The sequence below is a fragment of the Mycobacterium helveticum genome (assembly GCF_007714205.1).
In the GTDB taxonomy this organism is placed as follows: domain Bacteria; phylum Actinomycetota; class Actinomycetes; order Mycobacteriales; family Mycobacteriaceae; genus Mycobacterium; species Mycobacterium helveticum.
On sequence record NZ_VMQU01000003.1, the window covers coordinates 1 to 26614 of the forward strand.

19 protein-coding genes and 1 pseudogene are annotated in these 26614 nt (G+C 71.0%); 11 read left to right on the forward strand and 9 right to left on the reverse strand.

Annotation, left to right across the window (positions count from 1 at the left end; translation table 11 throughout):
• On the reverse strand, positions 1-1193 hold a 1193-nt coding region (locus FPZ47_RS01010), incomplete at its 3' end, for a septum formation family protein (protein ID WP_145039309.1).
• A 112-nt stretch (positions 1194-1305) separates the two neighbouring features.
• On the opposite strand from FPZ47_RS01010, the gene serS reads away from it, so the two are divergent.
• Entirely contained in the window at positions 1306-2565 is a 1260-nt protein-coding gene (serS, locus tag FPZ47_RS01015; RefSeq protein ID WP_144956063.1) for a serine--tRNA ligase, read from the forward strand.
• Between the two features lie 125 nt (positions 2566-2690).
• Here serS and FPZ47_RS01020 read toward each other — a convergent pair whose 3' ends face one another.
• Entirely contained in the window at positions 2691-3182 is a 492-nt protein-coding gene (locus FPZ47_RS01020; RefSeq protein ID WP_144956060.1) for a DUF2834 domain-containing protein, read from the reverse strand.
• Positions 3183-3270: 88 nt separating this feature from the next.
• On the opposite strand from FPZ47_RS01020, the gene FPZ47_RS01025 reads away from it, so the two are divergent.
• Together FPZ47_RS01025 and FPZ47_RS01030 are read left to right on the forward strand one after the other, a co-directional pair.
• The gene (locus tag FPZ47_RS01025) at positions 3271-3894 is read left to right on the forward strand and encodes a TetR/AcrR family transcriptional regulator (protein ID WP_144956057.1); all 624 of its coding nucleotides are present in this window, start codon (positions 3271-3273) and stop codon (positions 3892-3894) included.
• 122 nt (positions 3895-4016) lie between these two features.
• The gene (locus FPZ47_RS01030; RefSeq protein WP_144956082.1) at positions 4017-5600 is read left to right on the forward strand and encodes a phytoene desaturase family protein; all 1584 of its coding nucleotides are present in this window, start codon (positions 4017-4019) and stop codon (positions 5598-5600) included.
• On the opposite strand, the gene FPZ47_RS01035 is transcribed toward FPZ47_RS01030, so the two are convergent.
• A complete protein-coding gene (locus tag FPZ47_RS01035; protein WP_144956054.1) occupies positions 5601-7334 on the reverse strand; it encodes an AMP-binding protein in 1734 nt (577 codons plus the stop codon). It lies immediately after the preceding gene.
• A gap of 211 nt (positions 7335-7545) precedes the next feature.
• On the opposite strand from FPZ47_RS01035, the gene FPZ47_RS01040 reads away from it, so the two are divergent.
• Genes FPZ47_RS01040 through FPZ47_RS01050 form a run of 3 tightly spaced genes read left to right on the forward strand, consistent with a single transcriptional unit; the run spans position 7546 to position 15743 of the window.
• Positions 7546-11127, forward strand: coding sequence for a type I polyketide synthase (locus FPZ47_RS01040; RefSeq protein ID WP_168209319.1), 3582 nt, complete (start codon positions 7546-7548; stop codon positions 11125-11127).
• Complete coding sequence (locus tag FPZ47_RS01045) at positions 11090-12532, forward strand: condensation domain-containing protein (protein WP_144948070.1); 1443 nt, start codon at positions 11090-11092, stop codon at positions 12530-12532. The genes FPZ47_RS01040 and FPZ47_RS01045 overlap by 38 nt, the downstream gene beginning before the upstream one ends.
• A 19-nt stretch (positions 12533-12551) precedes the next feature.
• Positions 12552-15743 carry an MMPL/RND family transporter gene (locus FPZ47_RS01050; RefSeq protein WP_144948067.1) on the forward strand — a complete coding sequence of 1064 codons (3192 nt, stop codon included), beginning with the start codon at positions 12552-12554 and terminating at the stop codon, positions 15741-15743.
• Positions 15744-15756: 13 nt separating this feature from the next.
• On the opposite strand, the gene FPZ47_RS01055 is transcribed toward FPZ47_RS01050, so the two are convergent.
• From FPZ47_RS01055 to FPZ47_RS01065, 3 genes are all read right to left on the reverse strand, one after another.
• Positions 15757-17628: a PPE family protein gene (locus FPZ47_RS01055; protein ID WP_210419799.1), complete on the reverse strand. Its 1872-nt coding sequence runs from the start codon at positions 17626-17628 to the stop codon at positions 15757-15759.
• A gap of 183 nt (positions 17629-17811) precedes the next feature.
• Positions 17812-18885, reverse strand: a complete 1074-nt coding sequence (locus tag FPZ47_RS01060; RefSeq protein ID WP_144948064.1) for a PE-PPE domain-containing protein — start codon at positions 18883-18885, stop codon at positions 17812-17814.
• A gap of 29 nt (positions 18886-18914) precedes the next feature.
• Positions 18915-19592 carry a GAP family protein gene (locus FPZ47_RS01065; protein ID WP_144948061.1) on the reverse strand — a complete coding sequence of 226 codons (678 nt, stop codon included), beginning with the start codon at positions 19590-19592 and terminating at the stop codon, positions 18915-18917.
• Between the two features lie 157 nt (positions 19593-19749).
• Between FPZ47_RS01065 and FPZ47_RS01070 the strand changes: the two genes are divergently transcribed.
• Complete coding sequence (locus FPZ47_RS01070; protein ID WP_144948058.1) at positions 19750-21180, forward strand: condensation domain-containing protein; 1431 nt, start codon at positions 19750-19752, stop codon at positions 21178-21180.
• On the opposite strand, the gene FPZ47_RS01075 is transcribed toward FPZ47_RS01070, so the two are convergent.
• The 3 genes and pseudogenes from FPZ47_RS01075 to FPZ47_RS29160 form a co-directional block, all read right to left on the reverse strand.
• Complete coding sequence (locus tag FPZ47_RS01075; RefSeq protein ID WP_144948055.1) at positions 21164-21508, reverse strand: hypothetical protein; 345 nt, start codon at positions 21506-21508, stop codon at positions 21164-21166. The two genes, FPZ47_RS01070 and FPZ47_RS01075, sit on opposite strands and share 17 nt — an antisense overlap.
• Positions 21505-23055 (reverse strand): MBL fold metallo-hydrolase, encoded by a 1551-nt coding sequence (locus FPZ47_RS01080; protein WP_144948053.1) that lies wholly within the window; start codon positions 23053-23055, stop codon positions 21505-21507. Before FPZ47_RS01080 ends, FPZ47_RS01075 begins: the two co-directional genes overlap by 4 nt.
• A 48-nt stretch (positions 23056-23103) precedes the next feature.
• Positions 23104-23253: pseudogene (locus FPZ47_RS29160) on the reverse strand (aminoglycoside 3'-phosphotransferase); the annotation flags it as partial.
• 97 nt (positions 23254-23350) lie between these two features.
• On the opposite strand from FPZ47_RS29160, the gene FPZ47_RS01090 reads away from it, so the two are divergent.
• The 4 genes from FPZ47_RS01090 (at position 23351) to FPZ47_RS01105 (ending at position 26612) form a co-directional block, all read left to right on the forward strand.
• Complete coding sequence (locus FPZ47_RS01090; protein ID WP_144948050.1) at positions 23351-24118, forward strand: lysophospholipid acyltransferase family protein; 768 nt, start codon at positions 23351-23353, stop codon at positions 24116-24118.
• Positions 24118-24873: a lysophospholipid acyltransferase family protein gene (locus FPZ47_RS01095; RefSeq protein WP_144948047.1), complete on the forward strand. Its 756-nt coding sequence runs from the start codon at positions 24118-24120 to the stop codon at positions 24871-24873. Before FPZ47_RS01090 ends, FPZ47_RS01095 begins: the two co-directional genes overlap by 1 nt.
• 40 nt (positions 24874-24913) lie before the next feature.
• Positions 24914-25699, forward strand: a complete 786-nt coding sequence (locus FPZ47_RS01100; RefSeq protein WP_144948044.1) for a lysophospholipid acyltransferase family protein — start codon at positions 24914-24916, stop codon at positions 25697-25699.
• 97 nt (positions 25700-25796) lie between these two features.
• A complete protein-coding gene (locus FPZ47_RS01105; protein WP_144948041.1) occupies positions 25797-26612 on the forward strand; it encodes an HAD family hydrolase in 816 nt (271 codons plus the stop codon).
• Positions 26613-26614 lie beyond the last annotated feature (2 nt).

Below are 26614 nucleotides of genomic sequence, written 5' to 3' on the forward strand. Positions count from 1 at the left end.
GCCGGGGCCTGCGGAGGGGGCGCGGCCGGCTGCTGGTGCGGGAGGTGCTGGTTGTTCGGCGGGACCGGGTTCGCCGGCGCGCTGGGCGGGCCGGCCGGCGCCTGGACGGGGATCGGCTGCAGCGTGAGCCGCTCCTCGGGGATGTCCGGCGGCGGCACCGGCGGCTGGCCGTTGATGAGCAGTTCGCCTCCGGCGCCGTTGACCAGCGTGGCCCAGCCCCCGGTGCCCAGCGTCGCGCCGATGCTGCACGCGACCTCCCGGCTGCCCGCCGACCAGCTGGGCAGCGAGACGGTCGGATAGATCAGCGTCAGGGTGGTGGTGCGCAGCTTGACGGGCGCCAGGTAGGCGTCCGTCATCTTGGTGCACGCGTCCTTGATGAAGGCGTCCTGGTCGGGCTCCGCGGGCAGCGACCCGGGGAACTTCTCGGCCAGGTTCACCGTGCCGGTGACCTCCATCGCGTGCGGGGCCGCGCAGTCGACCGGGACGTCGATCGGCTGGTTGGTCGCCGGGTCGATGCCCAGGCAGGTGCCGGCTGGCCAGACCTTGGACTGGTCGATGTCGGCGACCCTGCCCTTGAAGACCTGCTGCTGATTGTTCGCGCCGGGCAGCTGCAGCCCGCACAGCATGCGGCGCTCGCCGGACTGCCGCCAGGCCCGGTCGCCGGGCCACAGCAGGCTCACCGTGAACCTGCTGTTGGGGTCGAACTTGGATCCGAGGTAGTTGCGGACCGCGGGTTCGCATTGCTCCTGGGTGATCTGCTGGATGCGGGCCGGCGACGGCGGTTCGGCCTTGGGCCCGTATTCGGAGCCGGGGAAGGTCCGCATGTCGACGGACTCGGCGACCTCGAACTTGTGGTCGTCGGCGCAGCCGACGATGGTTGCGGACTCCGGGCCGAGGTCCGGCCACATCAGGCAGTCGCCGGCGGCGGCGCGGTTGAAGGCGGCGTCGCTCTTGCTGCCTGTGCTGGCGACCGGATCCGCGTCGAGGTAACCGGCCAACCGTCCCGGTCCGGTGCCGGCGACCGGGATCGCGGTGACCAGCCCGGCGATCATCAGGCCACCGAGAGCGGTGAGCAGCAGCCCGCGCCGCGTGGCCCGCGCCCGCACGGCGCGAAGCGTACGCGGCCGGCCCGGTCCAGGCGAAGTGCTGGCTTCCGGGGCTTCGGGTGCGGGGGCTTCCGACATCTGCTCCATTCTGACAGGAGCCGCACAGCCGCGTGACCAATGTTGCGGATGTAGTTTCGTGGGATCGGCCGGGCGGGACGCTCCGCCGTCGGGCCGGAGCGGCGAAAGTAGTCTCAGGGCCGTGATCGACCTGAAGCTGCTCCGGGAAGACCCCGACGCCGTACGCCGTTCCCAGCTCAGCCGCGGTGAGGACCCGGCGCTGGTGGACAAGCTGCTGGAAGCCGATGCCGCGCGCCGGGCAGCGATCTCGGCGGCCGACTCGCTGCGCGCCGAGCAGAAGGCCGCCAGCAAGAGCGTGGGCGCCGCCGCGGTCGAGGAACGCCCGGCCCGACTGCGGCGCGCCAAGGAGCTCGCCGAGCAGGTCAAAGCCGCCGAATCGGACCAGGCCGCGGCCGAGGCGGCGTTCACCGCGGCGCACCTGGCGATCCCCAACGTGATCGTCGAGGGGGTCCCGGCCGGCGGGGAGGACGACTTCGCCGTCCTCGACGTGGTCGGCGAGCCGGCCGTGTTCGTCGACCCGAAGGACCATCTGGAGCTCGGGGAGTCGCTCGGTCTCATCGACATGCAGCGCGGCGCCAAGGTGTCCGGCTCCCGGTTCTACTTCCTGACCGGGCGCGGGGCACTGTTGCAGCTGGGCCTGCTGCAGCTGGCCCTGCGGCTCGCCGTCGAGAACGGCTTCGTCCCGATGATCCCGCCGGCGCTGGTGCGCCCCGAGGTGATGGCCGGCACCGGATTCCTCGGCGCCCACGCCGACGAGGTGTACCGGGTGGAGGCCGACGACCTGTACCTGGTGGGCACCTCGGAGGTGCCGCTGGCCGGGTACCACGCCGACGAGATCGTGGACCTGTCCGGCGGCCCGCTGCGGTACGCGGGCTGGTCGTCGTGCTTTCGGCGGGAGGCCGGCAGCTACGGCAAGGACACCCGCGGCATCATCCGGGTGCACCAGTTCGACAAGGTGGAAGGGTTCGTCTACTGCGTGCCCGACGAGGCCCAGTCCGAGCACCAGCGGCTGCTGGGCTGGCAACGCCAGATGCTGGCGCAGATCGAGGTGCCGTATCGGGTGATCGACGTCGCCGCGGGCGACCTCGGCTCGTCGGCCGCGCGCAAATTCGACTGCGAGGCGTGGGTGCCCACTCAGGGGACCTACCGGGAGCTGACGTCGACGTCGAACTGCACCACCTTCCAGGCGCGCCGGCTGTCGACCCGTTACCGCGACAGCCAGGGCAAGCCGCAGACCGCGGCCACCCTGAACGGGACCCTGGGCACCACGCGATGGCTGGTGGCGATTCTGGAGAACCACCAGCAGCCCGACGGAAGCGTGCGGGTCCCGAAGGCTCTCGTCCCGTTCGTCGGCGCCGAGATCCTGGAGCCGCGGGCCTGAGGCGTCGACGTCCGGCGGGGTGCCGGCGCCGCGCTGTACGCGGCCAAACGCCGCGGCGCAAACCCGGCCGGCCGTCACGTGCTCCCGACGTCGTGCGGCGGCGACGGGCCAGCGCCTGGAAAACGCTAGGCGTCCACGGTTGTCGGCGCGGTGGCCGATCGCGCGTGCCGATGTTGGCGCTCGACGGTGGCGAAGTAGAAGGCGAACGCGAAGGCGAAGCTGGTGAACAGGCTGGACACGAAGTACAGCCACGGATGCCGCAGCCCGCGGCGACGGCCGTCGACGATCGTGAACAGCGGCAGCAGAATCACGTTGGCGATCGTGTAGTCCTGGCCGGCCGAGCTGGCCGCGGGGTTGGTGAACATCAGCCGGATGTAGTCCGCCCAGCTGCCGGGCCCCCACAGGGGGTTCGTCGACCCCTGCGCGTACTGCTGCACGAAGTGGATGTTGAACCACCAGCCCAGGACGACCGACGCGATGCCGACGGCGTAGTAGACGAACTCCAGCGGGGAGAACAGGGGACCCCCGGCGGGGCGGGCGAACACCTTCGGGTTCGACGCGACGATCCAGCCGATGACCGCGAGCCCGAGAACCGCGTGCACGAGAAGCGAGACCATGGGCGCAGTCTCCCTGCGCCCGCCAGTTATGTCAATATTGACATAACCGACATAATCGACATAACGTCCGGTGCGGTAGGTTACTGCCATGGCCAGGCCCGCGCAGACCGTGCGCAGCGAGCGCACCCGGGAGGCGCTGCGCCAGGCCGCGGCGGTGCGATTCCTGGCCCAGGGCGTCGAGGACACGTCGGCCGAGCAGATCGCCGCCGACGCGGGGGTGTCGCTGCGGACCTTCTATCGCCACTTCAAGTCCAAGCATGATTTGCTGTTCGCCGACTACGACGCCGGTCTGCACTGGTTTCGGGCCGCGCTGGACGCCCGGCCCGCCGACGAGCCGATCATCGATTCGGTGCGGGCGGCCATCTTCTCGTTCCCCTACGACGTGGACGCGGTCACCAAAATCGCGTCGCTGCGCGAGGGTGAGCTCGACCCGGGCCGGATCGTCCGCCACATCCGGGAGGTCCAGGCGGACTTCGCCGACGCCGTGCAGGCGCAGCTGCAGCGACGTAGCTGTGCGGCGGAGCCGCGCGGGCAGTCCCCGGACGCCCGGCTGCGCATCGCGGTGACCGCGCGCTGCATCGCGGCCGCGGTGTTCGGCGCGATGGAGGTCTGGATGCTCGGCGACGACCGCTCGCTCGGCGAACTGGCGCGGGTCTGCCATGCGGCGCTGGAGTCGGTGCGGGTCGGCATCGCCGGCACCGGGTTCACCTGACCCGGCTTTCGTCATAATTGACCTTCGTCATCATTGACAATGACTTTCGTCATAATTGACAAAACTTCGGCTTCGTGCCAGCCTCCTCTCATTCCCGGCGGCTGGACATGACGGGGCGGGACATGACGGGGCTGGACATGACGTATGACGCGATAGTCGTCGGTGCCGGGCACAACGGGCTGACCGCGGCGGTGCTGCTGCAGAAGGCGGGTCTGCGGACCGTGTGCCTGGACACCAAGCTCTACGCCGGTGGGATGGCCTCCACCGTGGAGCTTTTCGACGGATACCGGTTCGAGATCGCCGGGTCGGTGCAGTTCCCGACCTCGTCGGTGGTGGTCGGGGAACTGGGCCTGGACACGCTGCCGACGATCGACCTCGACGTGATGTCGGTGGCGCTGCGCGGGATCGGCGACGACCCGCTGGTCCAGTACAGCGACCCGATCAAGTTGTTCACCCACCTCAACGAGGTGCACGGGGCCGACGCCGTCAACGGCATGGCGGGGCTGATGGCGTGGAGCCAGGCGCCGACGCGGGCGCTGGGCCGGTTCGAAGCCGGAACCGCGCCCAAGACCTACGACCAGATGTATGCCTGCGCCACGAACGAATTCGAGCGCTCGGCGATCGCCGACATGCTGTTCGGGTCGGTGACCGACGTGTTGGACCGCTACCTGCCGGACCGCGAGAAGCACGCCGCGCTGCGCGGCTCGATGACCGTGCTGGCCGTCAACACCCTCTACCGCGGGCCGGCCACGCCCGGCAGCGCCGCGGCGCTGGCCTTCGGCCTGGGCGTTCCCGACGGCGACACCATGCAGATGAAGAAGCTGCGCGGCGGGATCGGCGCGCTCACGGCGCACCTGTGCGAGCTGCTCGAAAGCCACGGCGGCGAGGTCCGCCTGCGCACCAAGGTCACCGAGATCGTCGTCTCCGACGGCCGGGTGACCGGGGTGCGCACCGAGGCGGGCGACACCATCGGCGCCCCGATCGTCGTGTCCGGCATCGCGCCCGACGTCACAGTCAACGACCTGATCGATCCGGCGGCGCTGCCCGCCGACATCCGCGCCCGCTACGCGCGCACCGACCACCGCGGCAGCTACCTGCAGATGCACTTCGCCCTGGACGAGGCCCCCGGGTTCGCGGCGCCCTACGAGGCGCTCAACGAGCCGGCCATGCAGGCGTCGATCGGCCTGTTCTGCACGCCCGAGGAAGTGCAGCAGCAGTGGGAGGACTGCCGCCGCGGAATCGTCCCGGCCGATCCGACCGCGGTGTTGCAGATTCCCTCGCAGAACGACCCCGGCCTGGCGCCGCCCGGCAAACATGCCGCCTCGGCGTTCGCGCTGTGGTTCCCCATCGAGGGCGGCGACGACGCGGGATCCTATGGCCGGGCCAAGACCGAGATGGGTCAGCGCGTGATCGACAAGATCACCCGGCTCGCGCCGAACTTCGAACGCAGCATCATCCGGCACACCACGTTCACGCCCAGGCACATGGGCGTGATGTTCGGGGCGCCGGGCGGCGACTACTGCCACGGGCTGCTGAACCCCGACCAGATCGGCCCCAACCGCCCGGGCCCGAAAGGGTTTGTCGGCCAACCGCTTCCGATCGACGGACTGTACCTGGGCAGTGCCGGCTGCCACGGTGGGCCGGGGATCACCTTCATCCCCGGCTACAACGCCGGCCGCGCGGCGCTCGACGAACGGCGCGGCTAGCTAGGTTTCCAGGCGGGTGAACAGGCCGCTTCGGTAGAGGCGGACGCACTCCGCTCGTCTGACCTTGCCGCTCGTGGTGATCGGGATGCAACCGGGGGGGACCAGCACGACATCCGAAACGCCCACGCCGTGCCCGGCCGAGACCGCCGCGGTCACCTCCCGCGTGACCGCGGCGAGCCGGTCCGCGTCCGCATCGCCGCGCGCCCCGAGTTCGGCGACGGCTACCAGCCTCTCGGTACTGTCGCCGGGAACCGCGATCGCCGCGCAGCGGCCCCGGGTGATCTCCCGGATGGTCGCTTCGATGTCGTCGGGAGAATGGTTGCGCCCGTAAACGATCAGCAGGTCCTTGATGCGGCCGATCACGAACAGTTCGCCGGCGGAAACGAAGCCGGAATCGCCCGTTCTCAGCCAGGGTGACTCGGGTGTGCCGGGCGACGGCGCGGCGATTCTCCCGCCGAAGGTTCGCTCCGTCTCACCCGGCCTCCGCCAGTAGCCGGCCGCCACGTTGTCGCCGAGCACCCAGATCTCGCCGACGGTGCCCTCCGGACGCTCGGCGCGGGTGTCGGGGTCGACGATCCGCACCAGCGGCGATGCCCGCAGGGGGTAGGCGACCAGCGCGGTGCCCGACGCGTCGGGGCACCGCCGGGCGCGGCCCGCGGCGAGTTGCCCGGAGTCGAAGTGGGCGATCGTCGCCGGCCGGCCGGGATCGCCGGTCGCCACGTACACCGTGGCCTCGGCGAGCCCGTAGGAGGGCCGGACGGCCGAGGGGCGGAGGTTGAAGCGGGCGAAGCGCTCGGCGAAGCGGCCGAGGGTCGCGGGTTGGACGCGTTCGCTACCGCTGAGGATGGTGTGCACACCGCCGAGATCGAGGCCGGCCATGTCGTCGTCCGGCGTCTTGCGCGCGGCCAGTTCGAACGCGAAATTGGGGGCCGCCGAAAATCCCCGAGAATTGTTCGCCAGCAATTGCATCCACCGGGCGGGCCGCTGCAGAAACGACGCCGGACTTGTGAGCACGGCGTGAAATCCGCCCAATATCGGCGCGCACACTCCGAGCACAAGACCCATGTCGTGATAAAACGGCAGCCACGACACCAGCGTGAGGTCCGGCGGTGCGACGCCCCCGCTGTCGGCGAAATAGCCGGACATCAGCTGCGCGAAATTCGCCAGCACGTTCTGGTGGGAAATGATCACGCCCGCCGGTTGACGTGTCGATCCCGACGTGTACTGCAGGTAGGCGGTGTCGGTGAAACCCGCGCGGCCGTGACTATCCGATTTCATCGGATGGTCGCCGTTCAGCAAATCGACCTCGATGATCGCCGGGGTGCAGACGCACGGCCCCGCCGCAATCCGCCGGGCGACATCGTCGACGGCGGAGGATGTCGTGAGAATTGCGGTGGGCGTGGCATCGCGCAGCACCGCATCGACGCGTTCGTCGGCGGTGCCCCCAAGGGGAACGGAAAGCGGAACCGCGATGATTCCGGCCTCCAGCGCGCCCAGAAAAGCCACGACGTAATCGAGCCCCTGCGGCGCAAGCAACACGGCGCGGTCACCGGGTGATGCACGACGCCGGAGTTCCCCTGCGACGGCGAGCACCCGCCGATACGTCTGCGACCACGTGAGGCTTTCGGTGATCCCGGCCGGGTCCCGCTCGTAGTCGACGAACGTGAAACCCGTGCCGTCGGGCTGCAGGTTGACGCACTCGCGCAGCATCGCCGGAACGGAACGCACGATCATGAGGCGCCACCCTACCTGCGGGCGATTTTGCCGCGAACTCGCGAATTCCGACTGCGCCGGCGGGGCGGCGGCTAGGCTGTCGCTCAACTTGGCGTGCGGCATACGGCCCCGATGCGGGGTGGCGGTGCCGCCGGCGACGCCCCAGGTGCCCGGCCGGATCGGAACCGGCGACAACGGCATCGACCGCTGGTGACAGAGGGGGTTGACTTACGTGGGCCAGCCACGTGTGACTCCGGTCGCCGTCGTCGGCATGGCGTGCCGACTGCCCGGGGGGATCGACTCTCCCGAATTGCTGTGGGCGGCGCTGCTCGATGGTGACGACGCGCCGGCCGAACCGCCCCGGCAGCGATGGGATGCGGACGTTTTCGACTGCGACTTCTTCGGGATCGGCGAGCGCGAGGCCGTCGCGATCGACCCGCAGCAGCGGCTGCTGCTGGAGGTCTCCTGGGAGGCGGTGGACCGCGCCGGCCTGCCCGCCGAGGCGCTGGCCGGCTCGTCGACCGGCGTGTTCGTGGGCCTGACGCACGGGCCACACGGATTGCCCGGCAACGGTTTCGGGACGGCGTCCGGGTGGATCGCCCACGCCGTCGGGTCGCACGGCCCGGCGATGACGGTGGACACCGACTGTTCCTCCGGCCTGACCGCCGTCCACCTGGCATGCCGCAGCCTGCACGAGGGCGAGAGCGACCTCGCGCTGGCCGCGGACGGGTTCGCGCCGGGCGAGGGCGCAGCCGCGCTGGTGCTCAAGCGGTTGCCCGACGCGCTTGCCGGCGGCGACCGGATCCTGGGTGTCATCCTCGGCACGGCCGCCACCCACGCCCCGCCCGCGCGGGCCGCGGCCTGCCTGCGGGCGCTGGCCGCGGCGGGCGTGGACGCGAGCACCGTCGGGATGGTGCAGGCGTACGGCGCGGCCGCCGCGATCGGTGGTCCCGCCGGACATGCGGGCGTCGCGGAGGTGTACGGCGTCGACGCGCCCTGCGCCCTGGGGTGGGTGGGGACCGGCGGGGGGATGCTGGCCCTGATCAAAACTGTCCTGGCCGTCGGTCACGGGGTGGTCCCGCGCGCTCCGCGCCTCGACCGCCTGCCCGGGGAGCTCGGTGATGTCGACACCAAACTCTTTGTCCCACAAGCGAGTACGGCGTGGCCCGCGCACGGTCGGGCACCCCGGCGCGCGGCGGTGTCGGCGTACGCGGCCTCGGGGACCAACCTGCACGCCATCGTCGAAGAGGCCCCGCCCCACGGGGCGGGCGCATCCGCCCCGCCGGGTGCGGCCGCGTTCCTGCTGTCGGCTTCCTCGGCCGACGCGCTGCGGGAGACCGCGCACCGGCTCGCGGGCTGGGTGCACGAGCGCGCGCACACCGTGGTGCCGTCGGACCTGGCCTACACACTGGCGCGCCGGCGCACGCACCGGCCCGTGCGGACGGCGGTGATCGCCGGCGGCGTCGAGGAGCTCGTCGCCGGCCTGCGGGAGGTGGCCGGCGGCGCCACCGCGTACCGGCCCGCGGTGGGCAGCGACGACCGCGGGCCGGTGTGGGTGTTCTCCGGCGCGGGCTCGCAGTGGGCGGCGATGGGGGCCGACCTGCTGGTGAGCGAACCGGTGTTCGCCGCGACCGTGGCGACGCTGGAACCGCTGATCGCCGAGGAGTCCGGATTCTCGGTGACCGCCGCGATGACCGCGCCCGAGGTGGTGGCCGGAACCGACCGGGTGCAGCCGACGCTGTTTGCGATGCAGGTGGCGCTGGCCGCCACGCTCGGGTCCTACGGGATCCGCCCGGGCGCCGTCATCGGTTACTCGCTGGGCGAGGCCGCGGCGGCCGCGGTGGCGGGAGCGTTGTCGCTGCAGGACGGGGTGCGGCTGGTCTGCCGCAGCTCCCGCCTGATGGCCACGGCCGCCGGCCCGGCGGCGATGGCGTCGGTGGAGCTGCCCGCGCTGCGCGTGCGGTCCGAGCTGACCGCCCTGGGCGTCGACGACGTCGTCGTCGCGGCGGTGACCTCGCCGCAGACCGCGCTGATCGCCGGGTCCCCGGAGTCGGTCCGCGCGCTGCGCACCGCGTGGCAGAGCCGCGGGGTGACGGCGCGGGACGTGGCCGTCGATGCCGTCGGCATGGCGCACACCCCGCACGTCGACCCCGTCCTCGATGAGTTGGCCCGGGCGCTGGCGCTGCTGCGCCCGACGGCCCCGCAGGTGCCCTACTACTCGGCGACCCTGTTCGACCCGCGCGAACGACCGGCGTGCGATGCCGGCTACTGGGCGGACAACCTGCGCCACACCGTGCGGTTCTCCGCGGCGGTGCGCGCAGCGCTCGACGACGGGCACCGCGTCTTCGCCGAGCTGTCCCCGCACCCGCTGCTGACCGACGCAGTCGGGCACACGGCCGCCGCCGCCGGCACGCCGGTGGCCGCGTTGGCCGTCATGCGGCGCGGGGAACGGCCACCGCACGGGCTCCTGGGCGTGCTGGCCGAGCTGTACCACGCGGGCGCGGCGGTGGATTTCTCGGTGCCCTACCCGCGGGGCCGCCTGCTCGACGCGCCGCCGGCGGCCTGGACCAGGCGCCGCCTGCCGGGCCGTCGCGCCGGCGCCGACGGTCACGGGCGGACCGGCGTGAGCGTCGCGGTCCATCCGCTGCTGGGGGCGCACGTGCCCCTGCCCGAGGAACCCGAGCGGCACGCCTGGCACGCCGACGTCGGCACGGGTGCGCTGCCCTGGCTGGGCGATCACCGGGTCCACGACGTGCCCGCTTTCCCGCGGGCCGCCTACTGCGAGATGGCGCTGGCCGCGGCGCGGGCCGTCCTGGGTGACACGTGCGAGGTCCGTGACGTGTCCTTCGAGGCGATGCTGCTGCCGGACAAGGAAACTCCGGTGACCGCGGTCGCGTCGGTGACGGCGCCGGGCCGCGCCGAGTTCACGGTCCAGACGCCCCGCGACGGGGGTGGGCAGCTCCGGCTGGCGTCGGCGGCGCTGCACGCGGCGCACGCCGACGACCGGCCATCCGGGCACGACGTCCCCGCGTTGCTGGCGGCGCACCCGTCCCGGGTGGACGGCGGCGAGCTGCGCCGGGGCTTCACCGGCGCGGGGGTGCGGTATGGGCCCGCGTTCGCCGGCCTGGCCGCGGTGCACGTAGGGGATGGTTCGGTGCTGGCCGAGGTCGTGCCGCCCGGTTCGATCCGCCCCCACCAGGGCCACTACGGGATCCACCCCGCGCTGCTGGACGCGTGTTTCCAGGCGGTCGGGGCGCACCCGGAGATCCGCAACGGCAACGGCGGTTCGCTTCCGCCGTCGGGCCTGCGCCGGCTGCGCGCCTACGCGTCCGCCCGGACCGCCCGGTACTGCTACGCGCGGGTGACCAGCGCCGCCGCGGGCGCGCTCGAAGCGGACCTCGAGCTCCTCGACGACGTGGGCGCCGTCCTGGTCGCCGTGTGGGGCCTGCGACTGGGTACCGCCCGTTCCGGGGGTGCGGACCGTGCCACCAGCGAATTCCGCGCCGAACTGGACGACGTGCCGCCGGAGGAGTGGCCCGCGCGGATCCGGCAACTGGTCTCCGAGCAGGCCGGCCTGATCCTGCGCCGCGCGGTCGACCCCGACCGTCCGCTGCCCGAGTACGGGCTGGACTCGCTGGGGGCCCTCGAACTGCGCACCCGTCTCGAGGCCGAGACGGGAATACGGCTGGCGCCCAACGACATCAGCACCACCGCGCACCGCCTGGCGGATCACCTGTACGACCAGCTGGGCGGGCGCCGAGATACGGGAGGCAGCAGTGCGCGTAGGCCCACTCGATGTGTCGACGGTCAGTGACTGGGACCCCGGTCCCGGCTCGCTGGTGTCCTGGCACCCGTCGCCGGCGGCCCGCGCCAAGGCCCTCGCCGCGCCGGTGAGCACGGTGCCGCCCAGCTACATCCAGGCCCGGCACCTGCGCAGCTTCACCGAGCAGGCCGCCCGGGGCCGGGACCACTCGAGGCTGCTGATCGCCTCCGTCGACGTGGACGGCCGGTGCGACCTGCGCGCGATGTCGTACGTGATCAACGCGCACCTGCGGCGGCACGACACCTATCGCAGCTGGTTCGAGTACCGCGACGCCGACCACATCGTCCGGCACACCATCGCGGACGCCGCCGACATCGAGTTCGTGCCCACCGGGCATGGCGACCGGACGAGCCCGCAACTGCGGGAACACATCGTGGCCACACCCGGCCCGCTGCACTGGGATTGCTTCAGCTTCGGGACGATTCAGCGCGCCGACGGCTTCACGTTCTACGCCAGCATCGACCATCTGCACGCCGACGGGCAGTTCGTCGGCGCGGGGCTCATGGAGTTCCAGACGATGTACGACGCGCTCGTCACCGGCGCTCCGCCCGTCGCGCTGCCTCCCGCCGGCAGCTACGACGACTTCTGCGTCCGGCAGCGCGCGTACACCTCGGCGTTGACCGCGGATTCGCCGGAGGTGGCCGCGTGGATCGGCTTCGCCGAGGCCAACGACGGAACCTTCCCGGCGTTCCCGCTGCCGCTGGGTGATCGGTCCCTGCCCTGCGGCGGCGACCTGCTCGGCGTGACCCTGCTGGACCGGGAGCAAACCGAGCGGTTCGACGCCGCCTGCGCCGCGGCGGGCGCCCGTTTCGTCGGGGGCATGTTCGCCTGCATCGCCCTGGCGGTCCACGAATTGACCGGCGACGAAACCTATTTCGGCCTGACACCCCGAGACACGCGCAGCACCGAGGCGGACTTCATGACGCAGGGCTGGTACACCGGGCTGATCCCGATCACCGTCCCCGCCGCCGCGCCGTCCTTCGGCGCCGCGGCCCGCGCCGCACAGGCGTCGTTCGACTCGGGTGCGGACCTCGCGCGGGTGCCGTTCGAACGCGTCGTGGAGTTGGCGCCGTCGCTGGTCCGGCCCCGGCCGCTGTTCTCGCTGGTCAACTTCTTCGACGCCCAGGTGAGCCCGCTCTCGGTGCTGACGAAGATGTTCGAGGGCCTGCCTGTCGGTGCGCGCAGCGACGGCCGCGTCACCTATCCGCTGAACACGATGGTCGGCCGGTTCGACGAGACCGCCGTCGCCGTGCTGTTCCCGGACAACCCGGTCGCCCGCGAATCCGTGACCCGGTACCTGGCGGCGGTGAGATCGGTGTGCGTGCGCGTCGCCGACGGCGAACCCGCCGCGGCACCGGGCGGCTCCCCCGCGCTGCGGCGGCAGCAGGCGTGCTGACGGCGGGTGCCCCGAGGCGATGAACGAGACCAGCCGATCCGGTGACGCGGGCGTGTTCCCGCGGCTGGGTCGCGCGGTCGTCCGATGGCCGTGGGCGGTGATCGTCTGCTGGGCCGCGCTCGCGGGCGTGCTGTCGCTGACCATGCCGTCGCTGGAAGAGGTCTCCCTGACCCATCCGGTGGACATCCTGCCGCCCGGTGCGCCGTCGTCCGTCGCGAACCAGCGCATGACCGCGGCGTTCGACGAAGCCGGGCTGGACAGCCTGGCGGTGGTCGTGCTGGCCGATCCCAGGGGGCTGCGCCCGGCCGACGAAGCCGTCTACCGCAACCTGGTCGGCACGCTGCGCCGCGACACCCGGGATGTCGTGATGCTGCAGGACTTCCTGGCGACGCCGCCGCTGCGCGACGTCATGACCAGCAAGGACCACAAGGCCTGGATCCTGCCGGTCGGGCTGCCGGGCGAGTTGACCTCGCGGCAGTCGAAACAGGCGTACGCGCGGGTCGCCGACATCGTCAGGCACGCGGTCGCCGGGTCCACGCTGCGGGCCGATCTGACCGGCCCCGCGGCCACCGTCGCCGATCTCAACCTGACCGGGCAGCGGGACAGGACCCGGATCGAGCTGGCGATCCCGCTGTTGTTGTTCGTCATCCTGCTGGTCATCTACCGCAATCCGGTCACCATGATGCTGCCGCTGCTGACGATCGGCGTGTCGGTCCTCGTCGCGCAGCGCGTGGTGGCGGGGATCGGGACGCTGGGCCTGGGCGTCGCCAACCAGACCGTCATCTTCATGACCGGCATGATGGTAGGCGCGGGGACCGACTACGCCGTCTTCCTCGTCAGCCGCTACCACGACTACCTGCGGCAGGGCGTGGACTCCGACCGGGCGGTCGTGCAGGCGTTGGCCTCCATCGGCAAGGTGATCGCCGCCTCCGCGGCCACCGTCGCGGTCACCTTCATGGCGATGATCTTCACCCGGCTCGGGATCCTGCGAACGGTCGGCCCGGTGCTCGGTGTGTCGATCGGGGTGGTGTTTCTGGCCGCGGTGACGCTGCTGCCGGCCCTGCTGGTGCTCACCGGACGCCGTGGCTGGGTCGCACCGCGCCGCGAGCTGACCCGTCGGCTGTGGCGCCGGTCCGGAATTCACATCGTGCGGCGGCCCCGGGCGCATCTGCTGGCGAGCGCCCTGGTGCTGGTCATCCTGGCCGGCTGCGCGGGCATGGCCCACTACAACTTCGACGAGCGCAAGAGCCTGCCGCCCTCGGTCGCCAGCTCGGTCGGATACGCCGCTCTGGACCGGCATTTCCCGCCCAACTTGATCGTTCCCGAGTACCTGGTCGTCGCCTCGCCGCGCGACCTGCGCACGCCGCGAGGCCTCGCCGACCTGGAGGAGATGGCACGGCGGGTCAGCCAGGTGCCGGGTGTCGCGGCGGTGCGGGGCATCACGCGACCCATGGGCCAGCCGCTGGAGCAAGCCAGGGTGTCCTGGCAGGCCGGCGAGGTCGGCGACAAGCTGCAGGAGGGCGCCGGGCAGATCACCGGGCACACCGGAGATCTCGACAAGCTGACCAACGGCGCCAATCTGATGGCGGCCAAGCTGGGCGACGTGCGGGAGCAGGTGAACCGCGCCGTCGCCACGGCCGGCGGTCTCCTCGACGCGCTGTCCTACCTGGGGAACGCCTTCGGCGGCAACCGGACACTCAGCGAACTCGACGGAGCGGCGAAACTGGTCAGCGGCATGCGTGCGCTCGGCGACAGCATCGGCGCCGACGCCGATTTCGTGGCCGGCAACTCCGACTGGGCCGGCCCCGTGCTGGGCGCACTCGACGGCAGCCCGATGTGCGACGCCGAGCCGGGCTGCGTCAGGGCGCGGACGCAACTGCGGCGCATGGTCACCGCACGCGACGACGGAACCCTGGGCAAGCTCTCGGAGCTGGCGCGGCAGCTGCGGTCGACGCACGCCCTGCAGACCCTGGCGGCCACGGTGTCCGGGTTGCGCCGGGCGCTGAGCACCGTCGTCGGCGCCCTGGGCGCGCTGGGGATGGGTGACCCGGGCGGCGTGCGGGGCAAAGTCAATTTCCTGCGGCAGGGGGCCAATTCGCTTGCCGACGGGAGCCGGCAGCTGGCCGACGGGGTGCAGTCGCTGGTCGACCAGGTCAAGAAGATGGGCCTCGGGCTGGGCGAGGCGTCGGATTTCCTGCTGGGCATGCGCGACGACGCGACGACGCCGGCGATGGCGGGGTTCTACATCCCCCGGCAGGTGTTGTCGTACGCCCTGGGCGCGGGCGAGAAGCCCGCCGCGATGCCGCCCGGGGCGCGGGACCTGTTGGGCGGCTTGAACGTCAACGAACTCAGGAAACTCGCTTCGGCCTTCGTCTCACCCGACGGGCACGCGGTGCGGTACCTGATCCAGTCGAACCTCGATCCGTTCGGCACCCCCGCCACGGACCAGCTGCGCGCGATCACGGCCGTCGCCCGGGGCGCCCAGCCGAACACCACGCTGGCCGATGCCACCGTCTCGGTGGTGGGTTTACCGGCCGTGCTCAAGGACATGCGCGACTACTCCGATCACGACGTCCGGCTGATCGTCGGCATGACCATCTGCATCGTATTGCTGATCCTGATCCTGTTGCTGCGCGCGGTCGTTGCGCCGCTGTACCTGATCGGTTCGGTCATCGTGTCCTACATGTCGGCGCTGGGTATCGGCGTCATCGTGTTCCAGTTCCTGCTTGGCCGCGAGTTGCATTGGAGCGTACCGGGATTGACCTTCGTCGTGCTGGTCGCCGTGGGCGCCGACTACAACATGCTGCTCGTCTCGCGGTTGCGTGACGAGTCGGCCGCGGGCCTGCGCTCCGGGGTGATCCGCACCGTGGGCTCCACCGGCGGGGTGATCACCGCGGCGGGGCTGATCATGGCCGCCTCGATGTACGGCCTGCTGTTCGCCAGCCTCAGCAGCGTCGTCCAGGACGCCTTCGTCCTGGGCACCGGGCTGCTGCTGGACACCTTTCTGGTCCGCACCGTCACGGTGCCGGCCATCGCGGTGCTGGTGGGCGAGGCGAACTGGTGGCGTCCGTCGTTCCGCCGGCCGTTACGACGCGACCGCCGGCGCAGCCGCCCAACCGCGCGCAAACCGCTGCTGCCCGAGGAACTGCGCGCGTCGGCCGACGCCGAGGACCTGATCGGCTTCCGGATGGATCACGGCCTGCGGCTCTGAGGTCGCTGCGGTATCAGAAGTTCAGCCCGACCCGGGACGTGCCGGTGTTGTTGGCGCCCACGTTGCCGGTGCCCGAGTTGAAGAAGCCCGTGTTGCCGGATCCGCTGTTCTGCAAACCGATCTGGCCCGATCCCACGTTCCCGTAGCCGCTGTCCCCGCTGCCCATGTTGTACCAGCCCGAGGTGCCGTCGCCGGTGTTGTCAAAGCCGGAGGTCCCGATGCCAGTGTTGCCGTAGCCGGAGCTGGTGTTGCCGGTGCTGGTCACCAACCCCAGCCCGGTGTTGGCGCTGCCCGCGTCCCAGACGCCGGTGTTGGTGCTGCCCGAGTCGTAGAAGCCGGTGTTGGTGCTGCCGGAATTCCCGAAACCCGTGTTCATGCTGCCCGAGTCGCCGGCCCCGATGTTTCCGGTGCCGGAACTTTCGACGCCGATGTTGTGGTTGCCGGCGTTGAACGGGCCCACGTTGTAGTTGCCGCCGTTGTCGAGGCCCACGTTGTGGTTGCCCCCGTTCCAGAGGCCGACGTCCTGGACACCCGAGTTGGCCGAGCCGACGTCCGCGTAGCCCGAGTTGGAATATCCCTGGTCGTAGCTGCCGGAGTTGCCGAAGCCCGTGTTGAAGCTGCCGCCGTTGCCGAAGCCGAGGTTTCCGTTGCCCGAGTTCCAGAAGCCGTGGTCGACGTTGCCGGAGTTCAGGAGGCCGACGTCGTTGTTTCCCGAGTTGAAGAAGCCGACGTCGTTGTTGCCGGAGTTGAACAGGCCGATGTCCCCGGTGCCGGAGTTGAACGGATCGCCGAGGTGGACCGTGCCGGTGCTGGTGTCGAAGTAGAGGTTGCCGATGCCGACCTCGTTGCTGCCGGTCAGGCCCAGGCCGACGTCGTGGCTGCCCGTGATGCCCAGGCCGACGTCGTTGTTGCCGATGATCGCGGACCCGAAGTTGTCGTTGCCGTTGTTCCCGTAGCCCACGTTGACGCCGCCGTTGTTCCCCATGCCCACGTTGAGCGTGCCGTTGTTGCCGAATCCGACGTTGCCGTAGCCGGTATTGCCCTCGCCCGCATTGGAGTTGCCGAGGTTTCCATTGCCGGCGTTGCCCGAACCGAGGTTTCCGTTGCCCACGTTGAGGCTGCCGACGTCCCCGCCACCGATGTTGTAGCCGCCGACATTGCCCTTGCCGTAGTTGAGACTGCCGATGTTGCCGCTGCCGAGGTTGAGGTTCCCGGTGTTGCCGCTGCCGAGGTTGTAGTTGCCGGTGTTGCCGTTGCCGAGGTTGTAGTTGCCGGTGTTGCCGCCGCCCCCGTTGCCGCTGCCGGTGTTGCCGCCGCCCAGGTTCAAGGTGCCGGCGTTGCCGTAACCGAGGTTGGTGGCCAGGCTCTGCAGCTCCTGGATGATCGGCGTGAGCGGTGAGGCGGCCGCCGAGGCCCCGGCGTGGTAGCCGAACATCGCGCCCACATCCTGGGCCCACATCTGCTCGTATTCGGCCTCGGTGGCCGCGATCGCGGGGGCGTTCTGCCCGAACAGGTTCGACGCCACCAGCGAGACCAGCTGGTTCCTGTTCACCCCGACCAGCACCGGATGCACCGTCGCCGCCTGCGCGGCCTCGAAGGCCGCCGCCGTGGCCCGCAGCTGCTGCGCCGTGTGCGACACGTGCCCCGCCGCGGTGTTGAGCCATCCGGCCAACGGTGCCGCCGCGGCGGCCATCGACACGGCCGCCGGGCCCTGCCACGCCTGACCGGTCAACGTCGAGATCACCGAGCCGAAAGACGATGCCGCCGAGCTTAATTCGGCACTCAGCCCGTCCCAGGCCGCCGCCGCCGCCAGCATCGGACCCGGCCCCGCACCCGTGAACATCCGCGACGAGTTGACCTCGGGCGGCAACACCGGATAGTTCATCACGCCGATCCTTCCCCCACCCGGGTCGTTTCCCCGGTCACGAACGTCGAGCGCCCCGGCCATCGCCGGCGACCGCGCACCGAGCGTACGACCTGCGGGACGGATCTGTCGGCAGATCGAGCGTTTTCACCGAGTGGCGGTCAAGCTCTCGGCATTACCGGAGCGGCCGGGGCGCGCCCGGGGTCATTTCCGTTTGGGGAGCAGTCTTCTGATCGTCCCCAGCACGCCCTTGCCGCCCCGCAGGGCGCGGGCGCCCCGGAGCGCGTTCGTTGCGGCCGTGGCGGCGCTGACGCCGGTGGTGGTGCTCGACAGGGGAATGCTGATCGAGGGGGCGATGGCCGGAGCGTGGCCGACTCCGCCGAGCAGCCGGACCGGGTTCGCGGACGGCGCGGGCCCCGGGGCGTAGGCCCGGTCGATCATGGGCCGCAGCACCGCGTCGAGCGTCCCCGCCGCCTCGGGGGGCAGGCCGGCCATGTCCACCAGCGCCCGGACCAGCGGGAGTTGGCCGCCGCGGATGAGGTAGGTCGTCGTGGTGGCGCCCAGGCTGTTGGTCGTCGTCGTGACGTCCCACGGGGCGACGCGGGCGGGGTCGGAGAATGCGGTGGCGCTGTGGCCGTAGTACCCGCCCGCGGCGACCGCGTTGAGATCGGCGAGCAGGTTCCCCACGTGGTTGGGCGGGTCGGAGAAGATGTCGTATTGGCCGACGACGTTGACCGTGTCGTACTGGCTTTCCACCGGGGCCGGGACCGTGTAGTCGATTACGGGGACGTGGGTTCCCGGCTTGAACGCACGGGACAGCAGGTTGTCGGGGTCACCGGCTTTGATGAACGTCAGCTGACCCGGCGGCGGCGCCGTCGGGTCGTTGGCCAGCCGCGCCTGTTCGCGGTCGAGCGCCAGCGCACCCTGCGACAGCCCGGCCACCGAGATGGGCCCGCCGGTGCCACGGATGGCCGCGTCGAGGTTGTCGGCCCCGGTGGCCACCGAGTTGCCGACGGTCGGCGACTGCCAGCCGGTGAGCGGCCAGAAGCTGCCCGGATACGCAATGACGCGCCGCGTCGCCTCGGGGCTGTAGTAGTTGGCGCCGATATCCGGCTGCGTCGCGGGGTCGAAGTGGTACAGCGACCGCAACGGCTTGTACGGGGACGGCTCGGTGCCGGGCACGATCAACGCGGTGTCGGCGGACGCGACACCATCGCCGAACGGTGCCGCCCACGTCGTCAGCACCGCCGTCACCGCCCCGACCAGCAGCCTGTTCATGATGTCTCCCGGTGCCGATCCATCGATCCTCAGAGCCTGCTCAACCCGAGCGTGAGCATGAGGCAGCCGCCCGCCCCCACCATGAAACCGGCGCCGCGTTGCGTCCGGGCCCGCAGCCAGTCCCTCAGCGCCGCCGCGGCGGCGCGCGTCTGCCGCGGCGCCACCAGGTAGCTCAGCAGCGGGATCTCGGCCATCGCGAACGCGACGGCGTTGAACGCGAGCAGGGCTTCGGCCCGCGCCGCCGGCGCGGCAGCCGAGGCCAGGATGGCCGCCATCGCCCCCAGGTAGTTGGCGGACGGCAGCGCGGCGCCCATCCCGGCGACCGCGGCGACGTACAGCGAGTCGCCGTGCAGGAGCTGTCGCGCGGTCGCCGACAGCCACCCGGCGCGGGCCGGCGGTGCCGGTTTCGCCGGAACCCGGCGCAGGAACCTGGCCGACACGCCGGTGACCAGCAGCACCGCGACGAGCAGCGCGACCAGCCCGGTGGAGATCTGCACCCCGGCGACGGTGAGGTGCCCGGCCAGCGGGGTGGCACCGATCAGGAACAGCAGGACCAGGCCCACCCCGACCCCCATTGTCACACCGCCGCACAGGAATACGAGCAGTTGCACCAGGGGACGGCGCCGGTTCAGCATGAGGACCACCAGACCGATGCGGACCGGTTCGAGCACCACCGAGAGCCCCAACAAGAGCACGGTGGACCACATGGTGGTGAACCTACTGCACGCGCGGCGGCGCCGTGCGGAAAACTCGCGGTACGACGGCCGGGTCCGTGGACGTTTCCGCCGCCGTCGCACTCCCGAACGCGCCTCACCGGGTAAGCTCACAACCTCGGGGCCGGGTGCGGCGGCAGGACGGGGGGACGTGTTCGGCATCACCACACTGCAGGACTGGACGCCGTCGCGCGGACCGGTCGTCTGTTGGCACGCCTCGCCCGCGGCGATGGACAGGGCCCGGCAGGCGCCGGTCAGCGCGGTGCCGCCCAGCTATCAGCAGGCCCAGCATCTGCGCCGTTACCGCGAACACGCGGCCCGGGGTCTCGATCTGTCGCGGCTGATGATCTTCACCTGGGACGTGGCCGGCCGGTGCGATGTGCGGGCGATGAGTTTTGCCCTCAACGCGCACCTGCGGCGCCACGACTCCTACCACAGCTGGTTCGACTGCGAGGCTTCGGGGCGCATCGTGCGACACACCATCGCCGATCCCGCCGGCATCGAGCTCGTGCCGGTCGAGCATCCGGAGATGACGGCGGCGGATCTGCGCCACCACATCGGTGCGCCGCACCCGTTGCGGTGGGACTGCTTCGTGTTCGGAATCGTGCAGAGCGACAACCACTTCACCTTCTATGCGAGCATCGCCCACCTGCTGGTCGACCCGATGGTCATGGGCGTGCTGTTCACCGAGATCCACGCGATGTACGGCGCGTTGGTGGGCGGCGAGCCGCCCGTCGCGCTGCCGGATGCGGGCCGCTACGCCGACTACTGCCTGCGCCAGCAGCGGGACGCGGCCGCGCTGACCGTGGAGTCTCCCCGGGTCCGCGGGTGGATGCGCTTCGCCGCCGACAACGGCGGGACCCTGCCGTACTATCCGTTGCCGCTGGGCGACCTGTCGGTGCCCCATGCGGGCAAGCTGATCACGGAAACGCTGATGGACGAACGACAGTCGGAGCGGTTCGAGGCGGCCTGCGTCGCGGCGGGCGCCCGCTTCAGCGGCGGGGTCTTCGCCTGCGCCGCCCTGACGCAACGCGAGTTGACCGGCGCCGACGCGTTCGCCGTGGTCACCACCACCGATACCCGCAGGACCGCAACGGAACTCGCCACGATGGGCTGGTTCACCGGGCTGGTCCCGGTCAGCGTCCCCGCGGGCGCGACGCTTTTCCCCGACGCCGCCCGCGCGGCGCAGGCCTCCTTCGACGCGGGCCTGGAGTTGGCGACGGTGCCGTTCGACCGCGTGGTGGAGTTGGCCCCACCCGCGATGGGGCTCACCAGGCCCCGGCCCGGCAACTTCGTGATGTCCTTCCTGGATGCCAGCATCGCCCCCCTGTCCACCGTGGCCAACTCCGACCTGAATTTCAGGATCTACGACGAAGGCAGGATCTCCCATCAAGTATCGATGTGGGTCAACCGCTTTCAGCACGAGACGACGGTGACGGTGCTGTTCCCGGACAATCCGGTCGCCCGCGAATCCATCGACCGCTACCTGGGGGCGATGAAATCGGTGTACGCGCGCGTCGCCGACGGCGGGCACGGCCGCAGCCTGGCCGGTGCGCGCCCCGCCGCTACCCGCGCTGACTGATCAGCTCGTCGAGCAGCGCCAGGAACTCCTCCGGGCGCTCCGGGGTGCACGCCGGGCTGGGCCAGGTCCCCGGCACGTCCAGCGTGACCAGCAGCGACTTGAACGGTCGGCGGATGTCCAGGGGCAGCCAGCGGCGGAAGTCGGAGCTGCCCCAGATGCGGAACCGCTGGGCGAACAGGCCCAGCGGTTCGGTCTTGTAGCCGCGGACGTTGTCCAGCGCGATCACCTTCGACGTGCCGGACGGAAAGTGGTAGCGGCGCAAGGTGATCGCCGCCCGGTCCAGTTGGACCAGGCCGTCGTCGTAGGACTGGCCGTGGGCCCGGCTCACACCCGCGAGCTCCGCAGCTGATGTCCCCGCGCGGTCAGGCAGTGGCCGTCCGCCAACCGCCACTGCCATCCGTGCAGATTGCACGTCAACGTGTCGCCTTCCACCACGCCGAATTTGGAGAGATCGGCCTTGAGGTGGGGGCAACGGCGCTGCATCTGCCAGCCCTCCATCGTGATCGACGCGGAGTCGTCGTGCGTCTCGGCGAACCATCCGTCGGCGTAGGCGATCCGTTCGCCGGTCAGGCACTTGAAGAACGTGTACAGGTATTCGTTGTAACCGCCGATCCGCCAGGCCGTGAAGCGGGTGGACAAGAAGATGGTGTTCACCCAGTCCGGTTCGCGGTCGCGCAGCACCGTGCGCACCAACTCGGGCGCGATCGTGAAGCCGTAGCGCACGCGTTCGTCGGGAATCCGTTCGCGCACCGTCCTTTTGGGGAAGTCCAGGATCACCGTCTCGGGGCCGATCGCCAGCTCGACCGGGTAGCCGATGCCGTCGCAGATCTCGCCGCTGGCCAGCATGATCGGCTCGAACAGCGCGCGCAGCGGCTCGAGCAGCGGCTCCCCGACGGCCGGGGCCCAGCCCGCCTTCTCCGCGGCGATGACGGGCGCCATCCGGTCGGCGTAGTCGGCGATGTAGTCCGCCTTGCCGGTGGTGAAGATCGCCTCGACCCGGTCCTCGGGCAGCGGGTGGCGCAGCGCGGTCAGCGTCGCGCCGGAGAACTCCGCGGTCGACCCGGGGATCATCAGCAGCCCGCGGTCGTGCCCATGGCTGCGCATCTGCTCCAGGAAGACCATCTGGTCGGGGAAGATGTTGGCCGGGTCGGAGCCGTCGTCGTTGAGATGGCGCAACCCGGGGTCCAGGAAGCACGGCGGTCCCGCCGACGGCACCACCCACGTCGCCCCCACCTGGGCGATGTACTGGCGCGCCCGGTCCATCCCGCGCTGCCGCTTCTGGATGCCGAAGGACTCCTTGGCCCGCGCCGGCATGTCGTAGACCATCGGGTACCAGATCGCCCCCGAGTACTGCAGCATGTGCACGTCGATGTGGCCGAATTCGCTTGCCAGCACGTCCAAGTCGACCGGACGGGCGTCGTTCATGTTGAAAACCGTTGTGGTGCCGTCGGAAACCGCCAGCGCCGAGTCGCCGATCGGGCCGTCGGCGGGAGCCCGCAGGGCGATGACCATGACGTCGAGGTCGCCCTTGGGCCCGCTGACCCGGTGCTTGACGGAGTCGGCGGTCTCGAAGAACCGGTGAAAGCCCAGCTTTTCCAGCTCGTTGCGCAGGTCGGGGACCGGGAAGTCCGGCAACAGCACCACCGCGTCCTTGTTGACGTGCTCCCGCAGGTTCCGGGCGTCGAAATGGTCCTTGTGCAGGTGGGAGACGTAGAGGTAGTCGCAGTCGCCCAGCGCGTCCCAGTCCAGCGTGCTGTTGTCGGGGAACGGGAACCAGGAGGCGAAGTAGGCCGGGTTGACCCACGGGTCGCACAGGATGCTGCCCGCGTGGGTCTGGATCAGAAATCCGGCGTGGCCGACGCTGGTGACCTGCACAAATTCCCTTCGGCTCGGGGTGAGGTTACGGCTCCTCAGCCCCTGAGCTTAGCGCGCGGCGGCATCGTCGGCCCGCCACAACCGCCGGTAGAAGGCGATGCGGGCCGGGTCGGCCCACCGATCCGCCACGCCGAGGCCGCCGAGGTCGACGTGCCCGCAACAGTGGCCGTCGGCGCCGACCAGGGTGTTCGGGGCGCACCGGCGGGGGCGAGGACGGGGGCGAGGAGGAGAAGGGCATTTCGCTCTTTCCGGCACTTCGGGCGGCACACAGCCGGGCGCACTAGGCTGGAATGCTGTGGAACCGGCATACGGGACTGTCATCCAACTTGCCCGCCTGGTGTGGCGGGTGCAGGGCCTGACCATCACCGTTACGGGCATCGAGAACCTGCCGGCCACCGGCGGTGCCGTCGTGGCGATCAACCACACCAGCTACCTCGACTTCACGTTCGCGGGTTTGCCCGCCTACCGGCAGGGCCTGGGCCGCAGAGTGCGGTTCATGGCCAAGCAGGAGGTCTTCGACCACAAGCTCACCGGGCCGATCATGCGCAGCCTGCGGCACATCCCGGTGGATCGGCAGCAGGGCACCGCCTCCTACGAGGCCGCCGTGCGGAACCTCAAAGACGGCGAGCTGGTGGGCGTCTATCCCGAGGCCACCATCAGCCGCAGCTTCGAGATCAAGGAATTCAAGACGGGGGCCGCGCGGATGGCGATCGAGGCCGGGGTGCCGATCGTCCCCCACATCGTCTGGGGCGCGCAGCGGATCTGGACCAAGGGGCATCCCAGGAAGCTGTTGCGCCCCAAGGTGCCGATCACGGTGCTCGTCGGCGAACCGATCGAGCCGACGCTGGGCGTGGCGGAGCTCAACGGCCTGTTGCACTCGCGCATGCAGCACCTGCTGGAACGGGCGCAGGAGGAATACGGACCTCACCCGGCCGGTGAGTTCTGGGTCCCGCGCCGCCTCGGCGGGAGCGCGCCGTCGCTGGCCGAGGCGGCCCGCATGGACGTGGAGGAGGCGGCGGCGAGGGCGGCGCGGCGTGCCGAGGGCGCGGGTGGTCCGGACTGATGGCGGAGCCGACGTTCCGCAGCCTGGAGATCCTGGCCCAGCTGATGGTCCTGGCCACCGGCACCCGCATCACCTACGGCGGCGAGGAGAACATCCCGGAGCGGGGCGGGGCCGTGGTGGCCGTCAACCACACCAGCTACGTCGACTTTCTGCCGGCTGCGCTGGCCGTGCACCGGCGCCGCCGCCGGCTGAGGTTCATGATCAAAGCCGAGATGCAGGAGGTGAAGGTGGTCAACTTCCTGATCAGGCACACCGGGACCATTCCGGTGGACCGGCACGCGGGGGCCGGCGCCTACGTGGTCGCGGTGCAGCGGCTCCGCGAGGGCGAGCTGGTCGGGGTGTATCCGGAGGCCACCATCAGCCGTAGCTTCGAGCTCAAAGAGTTCAAGACCGGCGCCGCCCGCATGGCGGGGGAAGCCGGGGTGCCGATCGTGCCGCTTATCGTCTGGGGGGCGCAGCGGATCTGGACCAAGGACCGGCCGCGGCAGCTGGGTCGCAACAACGTGCCGATCGCGGTGCGGGTGGGTCCGCCGCTGCGGGCGCACGCCGGCGTCGCCGAGACCGGTGCGGCGCTGCGCGCGGCCATGACGACGCTGCTGCATCAGGTCCAGGAGCGCTACCCGCACGAGCCCGGGGCGTACTGGGTGCCGCGGCGGCTGGGTGGCGGCGCGCCGACCCCGGCCGAGGCGGCCCGGATCGAGGCCGACGAGGCGGCGGCCCGGGCCCAGGGACGTTCGCCGGGCCAGGCGCGCTGAAAGGTGCGGTAATAAGGTGCGGTAAAAGGGGAGGAAAGACATGGCCGAGCCGTTTTTTCGTTTCGCGGAGACGATCGTCCCGCCCGTCGTGGCGATGAACGGGACGAAGATCACCTACGACGGGCTGGAGAACATCCCGGCGCGGGGCGGGGCGCTGATCGCCCTCAACCACACCAGCTACCTGGACTGGCTGCCCGCGTCGCTGGCCGCCCACCGGCGCAAGCGGCGCCTGCGCTTCATGATCAAGGCCGAGATGGCCGACGTGAAGGCGGTCGACTACGTCATCCGCCACGCCCGGCTGATCCCGGTGGACCGCCGCGACGCGCACGACGCCTACGCGGCGGCCGTCCGGTACCTGCGCGAGGGCGAACTGGTCGGCGCGCACCCCGAGGCCACCATCAGCCGCAGCTACGAGTTGAGGGCCTTCAAGACCGGCGTGGCGCGGATGGCGCTGGAGGCGCAGGTGCCGATCGTCCCGCTGATCGTCTGGGGCGCCCACCGCATCTGGCCCAAGGATCATCCCAAGAAGTTGCTCCGCAACAAGATCCCGATCACCGTGGCGGCCGGCCGGCCGCTGCCGCCGCGCGGCGACCCCGAGCAGCTCAACGCGGCATTGCGGCAGGCGATGAACGCGCTGCTGTACCGGGTCCAGGAGGAATACCCGCACCCGGAGGGCGAGTTCTGGGTGCCGCGGCGGCTGGGTGGCGGCGCGCCCACCCAGGACGACTCCCGGGCGATGCGGGCGGCCGAGCTGCGGCAACGGGCGCAGAAGTACGGGCACGACGGCGTGACGCCACCGGGGCGCGCGCAAGACGGAATCCACTGACGGCGGGCGGATCGTCTCGGTGACCCCAAAATGACGGTGGCCCCAAATGACGGTGACGCAAAAATGACGGTGACGCAAAAATGACGGTGGCGCAAAAATGACACTGCCGGCGCTCATCGCCTGTGACGTCGACGGCACGTTGTTCGACGACGACGACACCATCGGCCCCCGCACGCGCGAGGCGGTGCGGGCCGCCGTCGCGGGCGGGGCGCAGTTCGTCCTGGCGACCGGGCGCCCACCGCGCTGGATACGACCGGTCGTCGAGGAGCTCGGCTTCGCGCCGATGGCGGTGTGCGCCAACGGTGCCGTCATCTACGACCCCGGCAGCGACCGGGTGGTGTCGGCGCGCATGCTCGACGTCGACACCCTTGCCGAGCTGGCCGAGCTCGCCGTGCGCGTGATCCCCGGCGCCGGTCTGGCCGTCGAGCGGATCGGCGAACGCGCCCACGACACGGCCACCCCGCAGTTCATCAGCTCGCCGGGCTACGAGCACGCGTGGCTGAATCCGGACAACACCGAGGTGTCGATCGAGGACCTGCTCAGCGCGCCGGCGATCAAGTTGCTGATCCGCCGGGCCGGCGCCCGCAGCGCGGACATGGCCGCCGCCCTGGCCCGCCATGTCGGCATCGAGGGCGACATCACCTACTCCACCGACAACGGCCTGGTGGAGATCATGCCGCTGGGGATCAGCAAGGCCACCGGTGTCGAGGAGCTCGCCAAGGCGTCGGAGATCGTCAGCGGCGAGGTGCTGGCCTTCGGTGACATGCCCAACGACCTGCCCCTGTTGCGGTGGGCCGGTCATGGGGTGGCGATGGGCAACGCCCATCCCGAGGTGCGTGCCGCCGCCGACGAGGTCACCGCGCCCAACAGCGACGACGGGGTGGGGCGGGTGCTGGAACGCTGGTGGCTCTGACG

Bases quoted from the DNA above. Each gene is read 5' to 3' on its own strand.
- FPZ47_RS01020 (WP_144956060.1), bottom strand. From the start codon at position 3,182: ATGGTCTCGCTTCTCGTGCACGCGGTTCTCGGGCTCGCGGTCATCGGC.
- FPZ47_RS01025 (WP_144956057.1), top strand. From the start codon at position 3,271: ATGGCCAGGCCCGCGCAGACCGTGCGCAGCGAGCGCACCCGGGAGGCG.
- FPZ47_RS01030 (WP_144956082.1), top strand. From the start codon at position 4,017: ATGACGGGGCTGGACATGACGTATGACGCGATAGTCGTCGGTGCCGGG.
- FPZ47_RS01035 (WP_144956054.1), bottom strand. From the start codon at position 7,334: ATGATCGTGCGTTCCGTTCCGGCGATGCTGCGCGAGTGCGTCAACCTG.
- FPZ47_RS01050 (WP_144948067.1), top strand. From the start codon at position 12,552: ATGAACGAGACCAGCCGATCCGGTGACGCGGGCGTGTTCCCGCGGCTG.
- FPZ47_RS01055 (WP_210419799.1), bottom strand. From the start codon at position 17,628: ATGAACTATCCGGTGTTGCCGCCCGAGGTCAACTCGTCGCGGATGTTC.
- FPZ47_RS01060 (WP_144948064.1), bottom strand. From the start codon at position 18,885: ATGAACAGGCTGCTGGTCGGGGCGGTGACGGCGGTGCTGACGACGTGG.
- FPZ47_RS01065 (WP_144948061.1), bottom strand. From the start codon at position 19,592: ATGTGGTCCACCGTGCTCTTGTTGGGGCTCTCGGTGGTGCTCGAACCG.
- FPZ47_RS01095 (WP_144948047.1), top strand. From the start codon at position 24,118: ATGGCGGAGCCGACGTTCCGCAGCCTGGAGATCCTGGCCCAGCTGATG.
- FPZ47_RS01100 (WP_144948044.1), top strand. From the start codon at position 24,914: ATGGCCGAGCCGTTTTTTCGTTTCGCGGAGACGATCGTCCCGCCCGTC.
- FPZ47_RS01105 (WP_144948041.1), top strand. From the start codon at position 25,797: ATGACACTGCCGGCGCTCATCGCCTGTGACGTCGACGGCACGTTGTTC.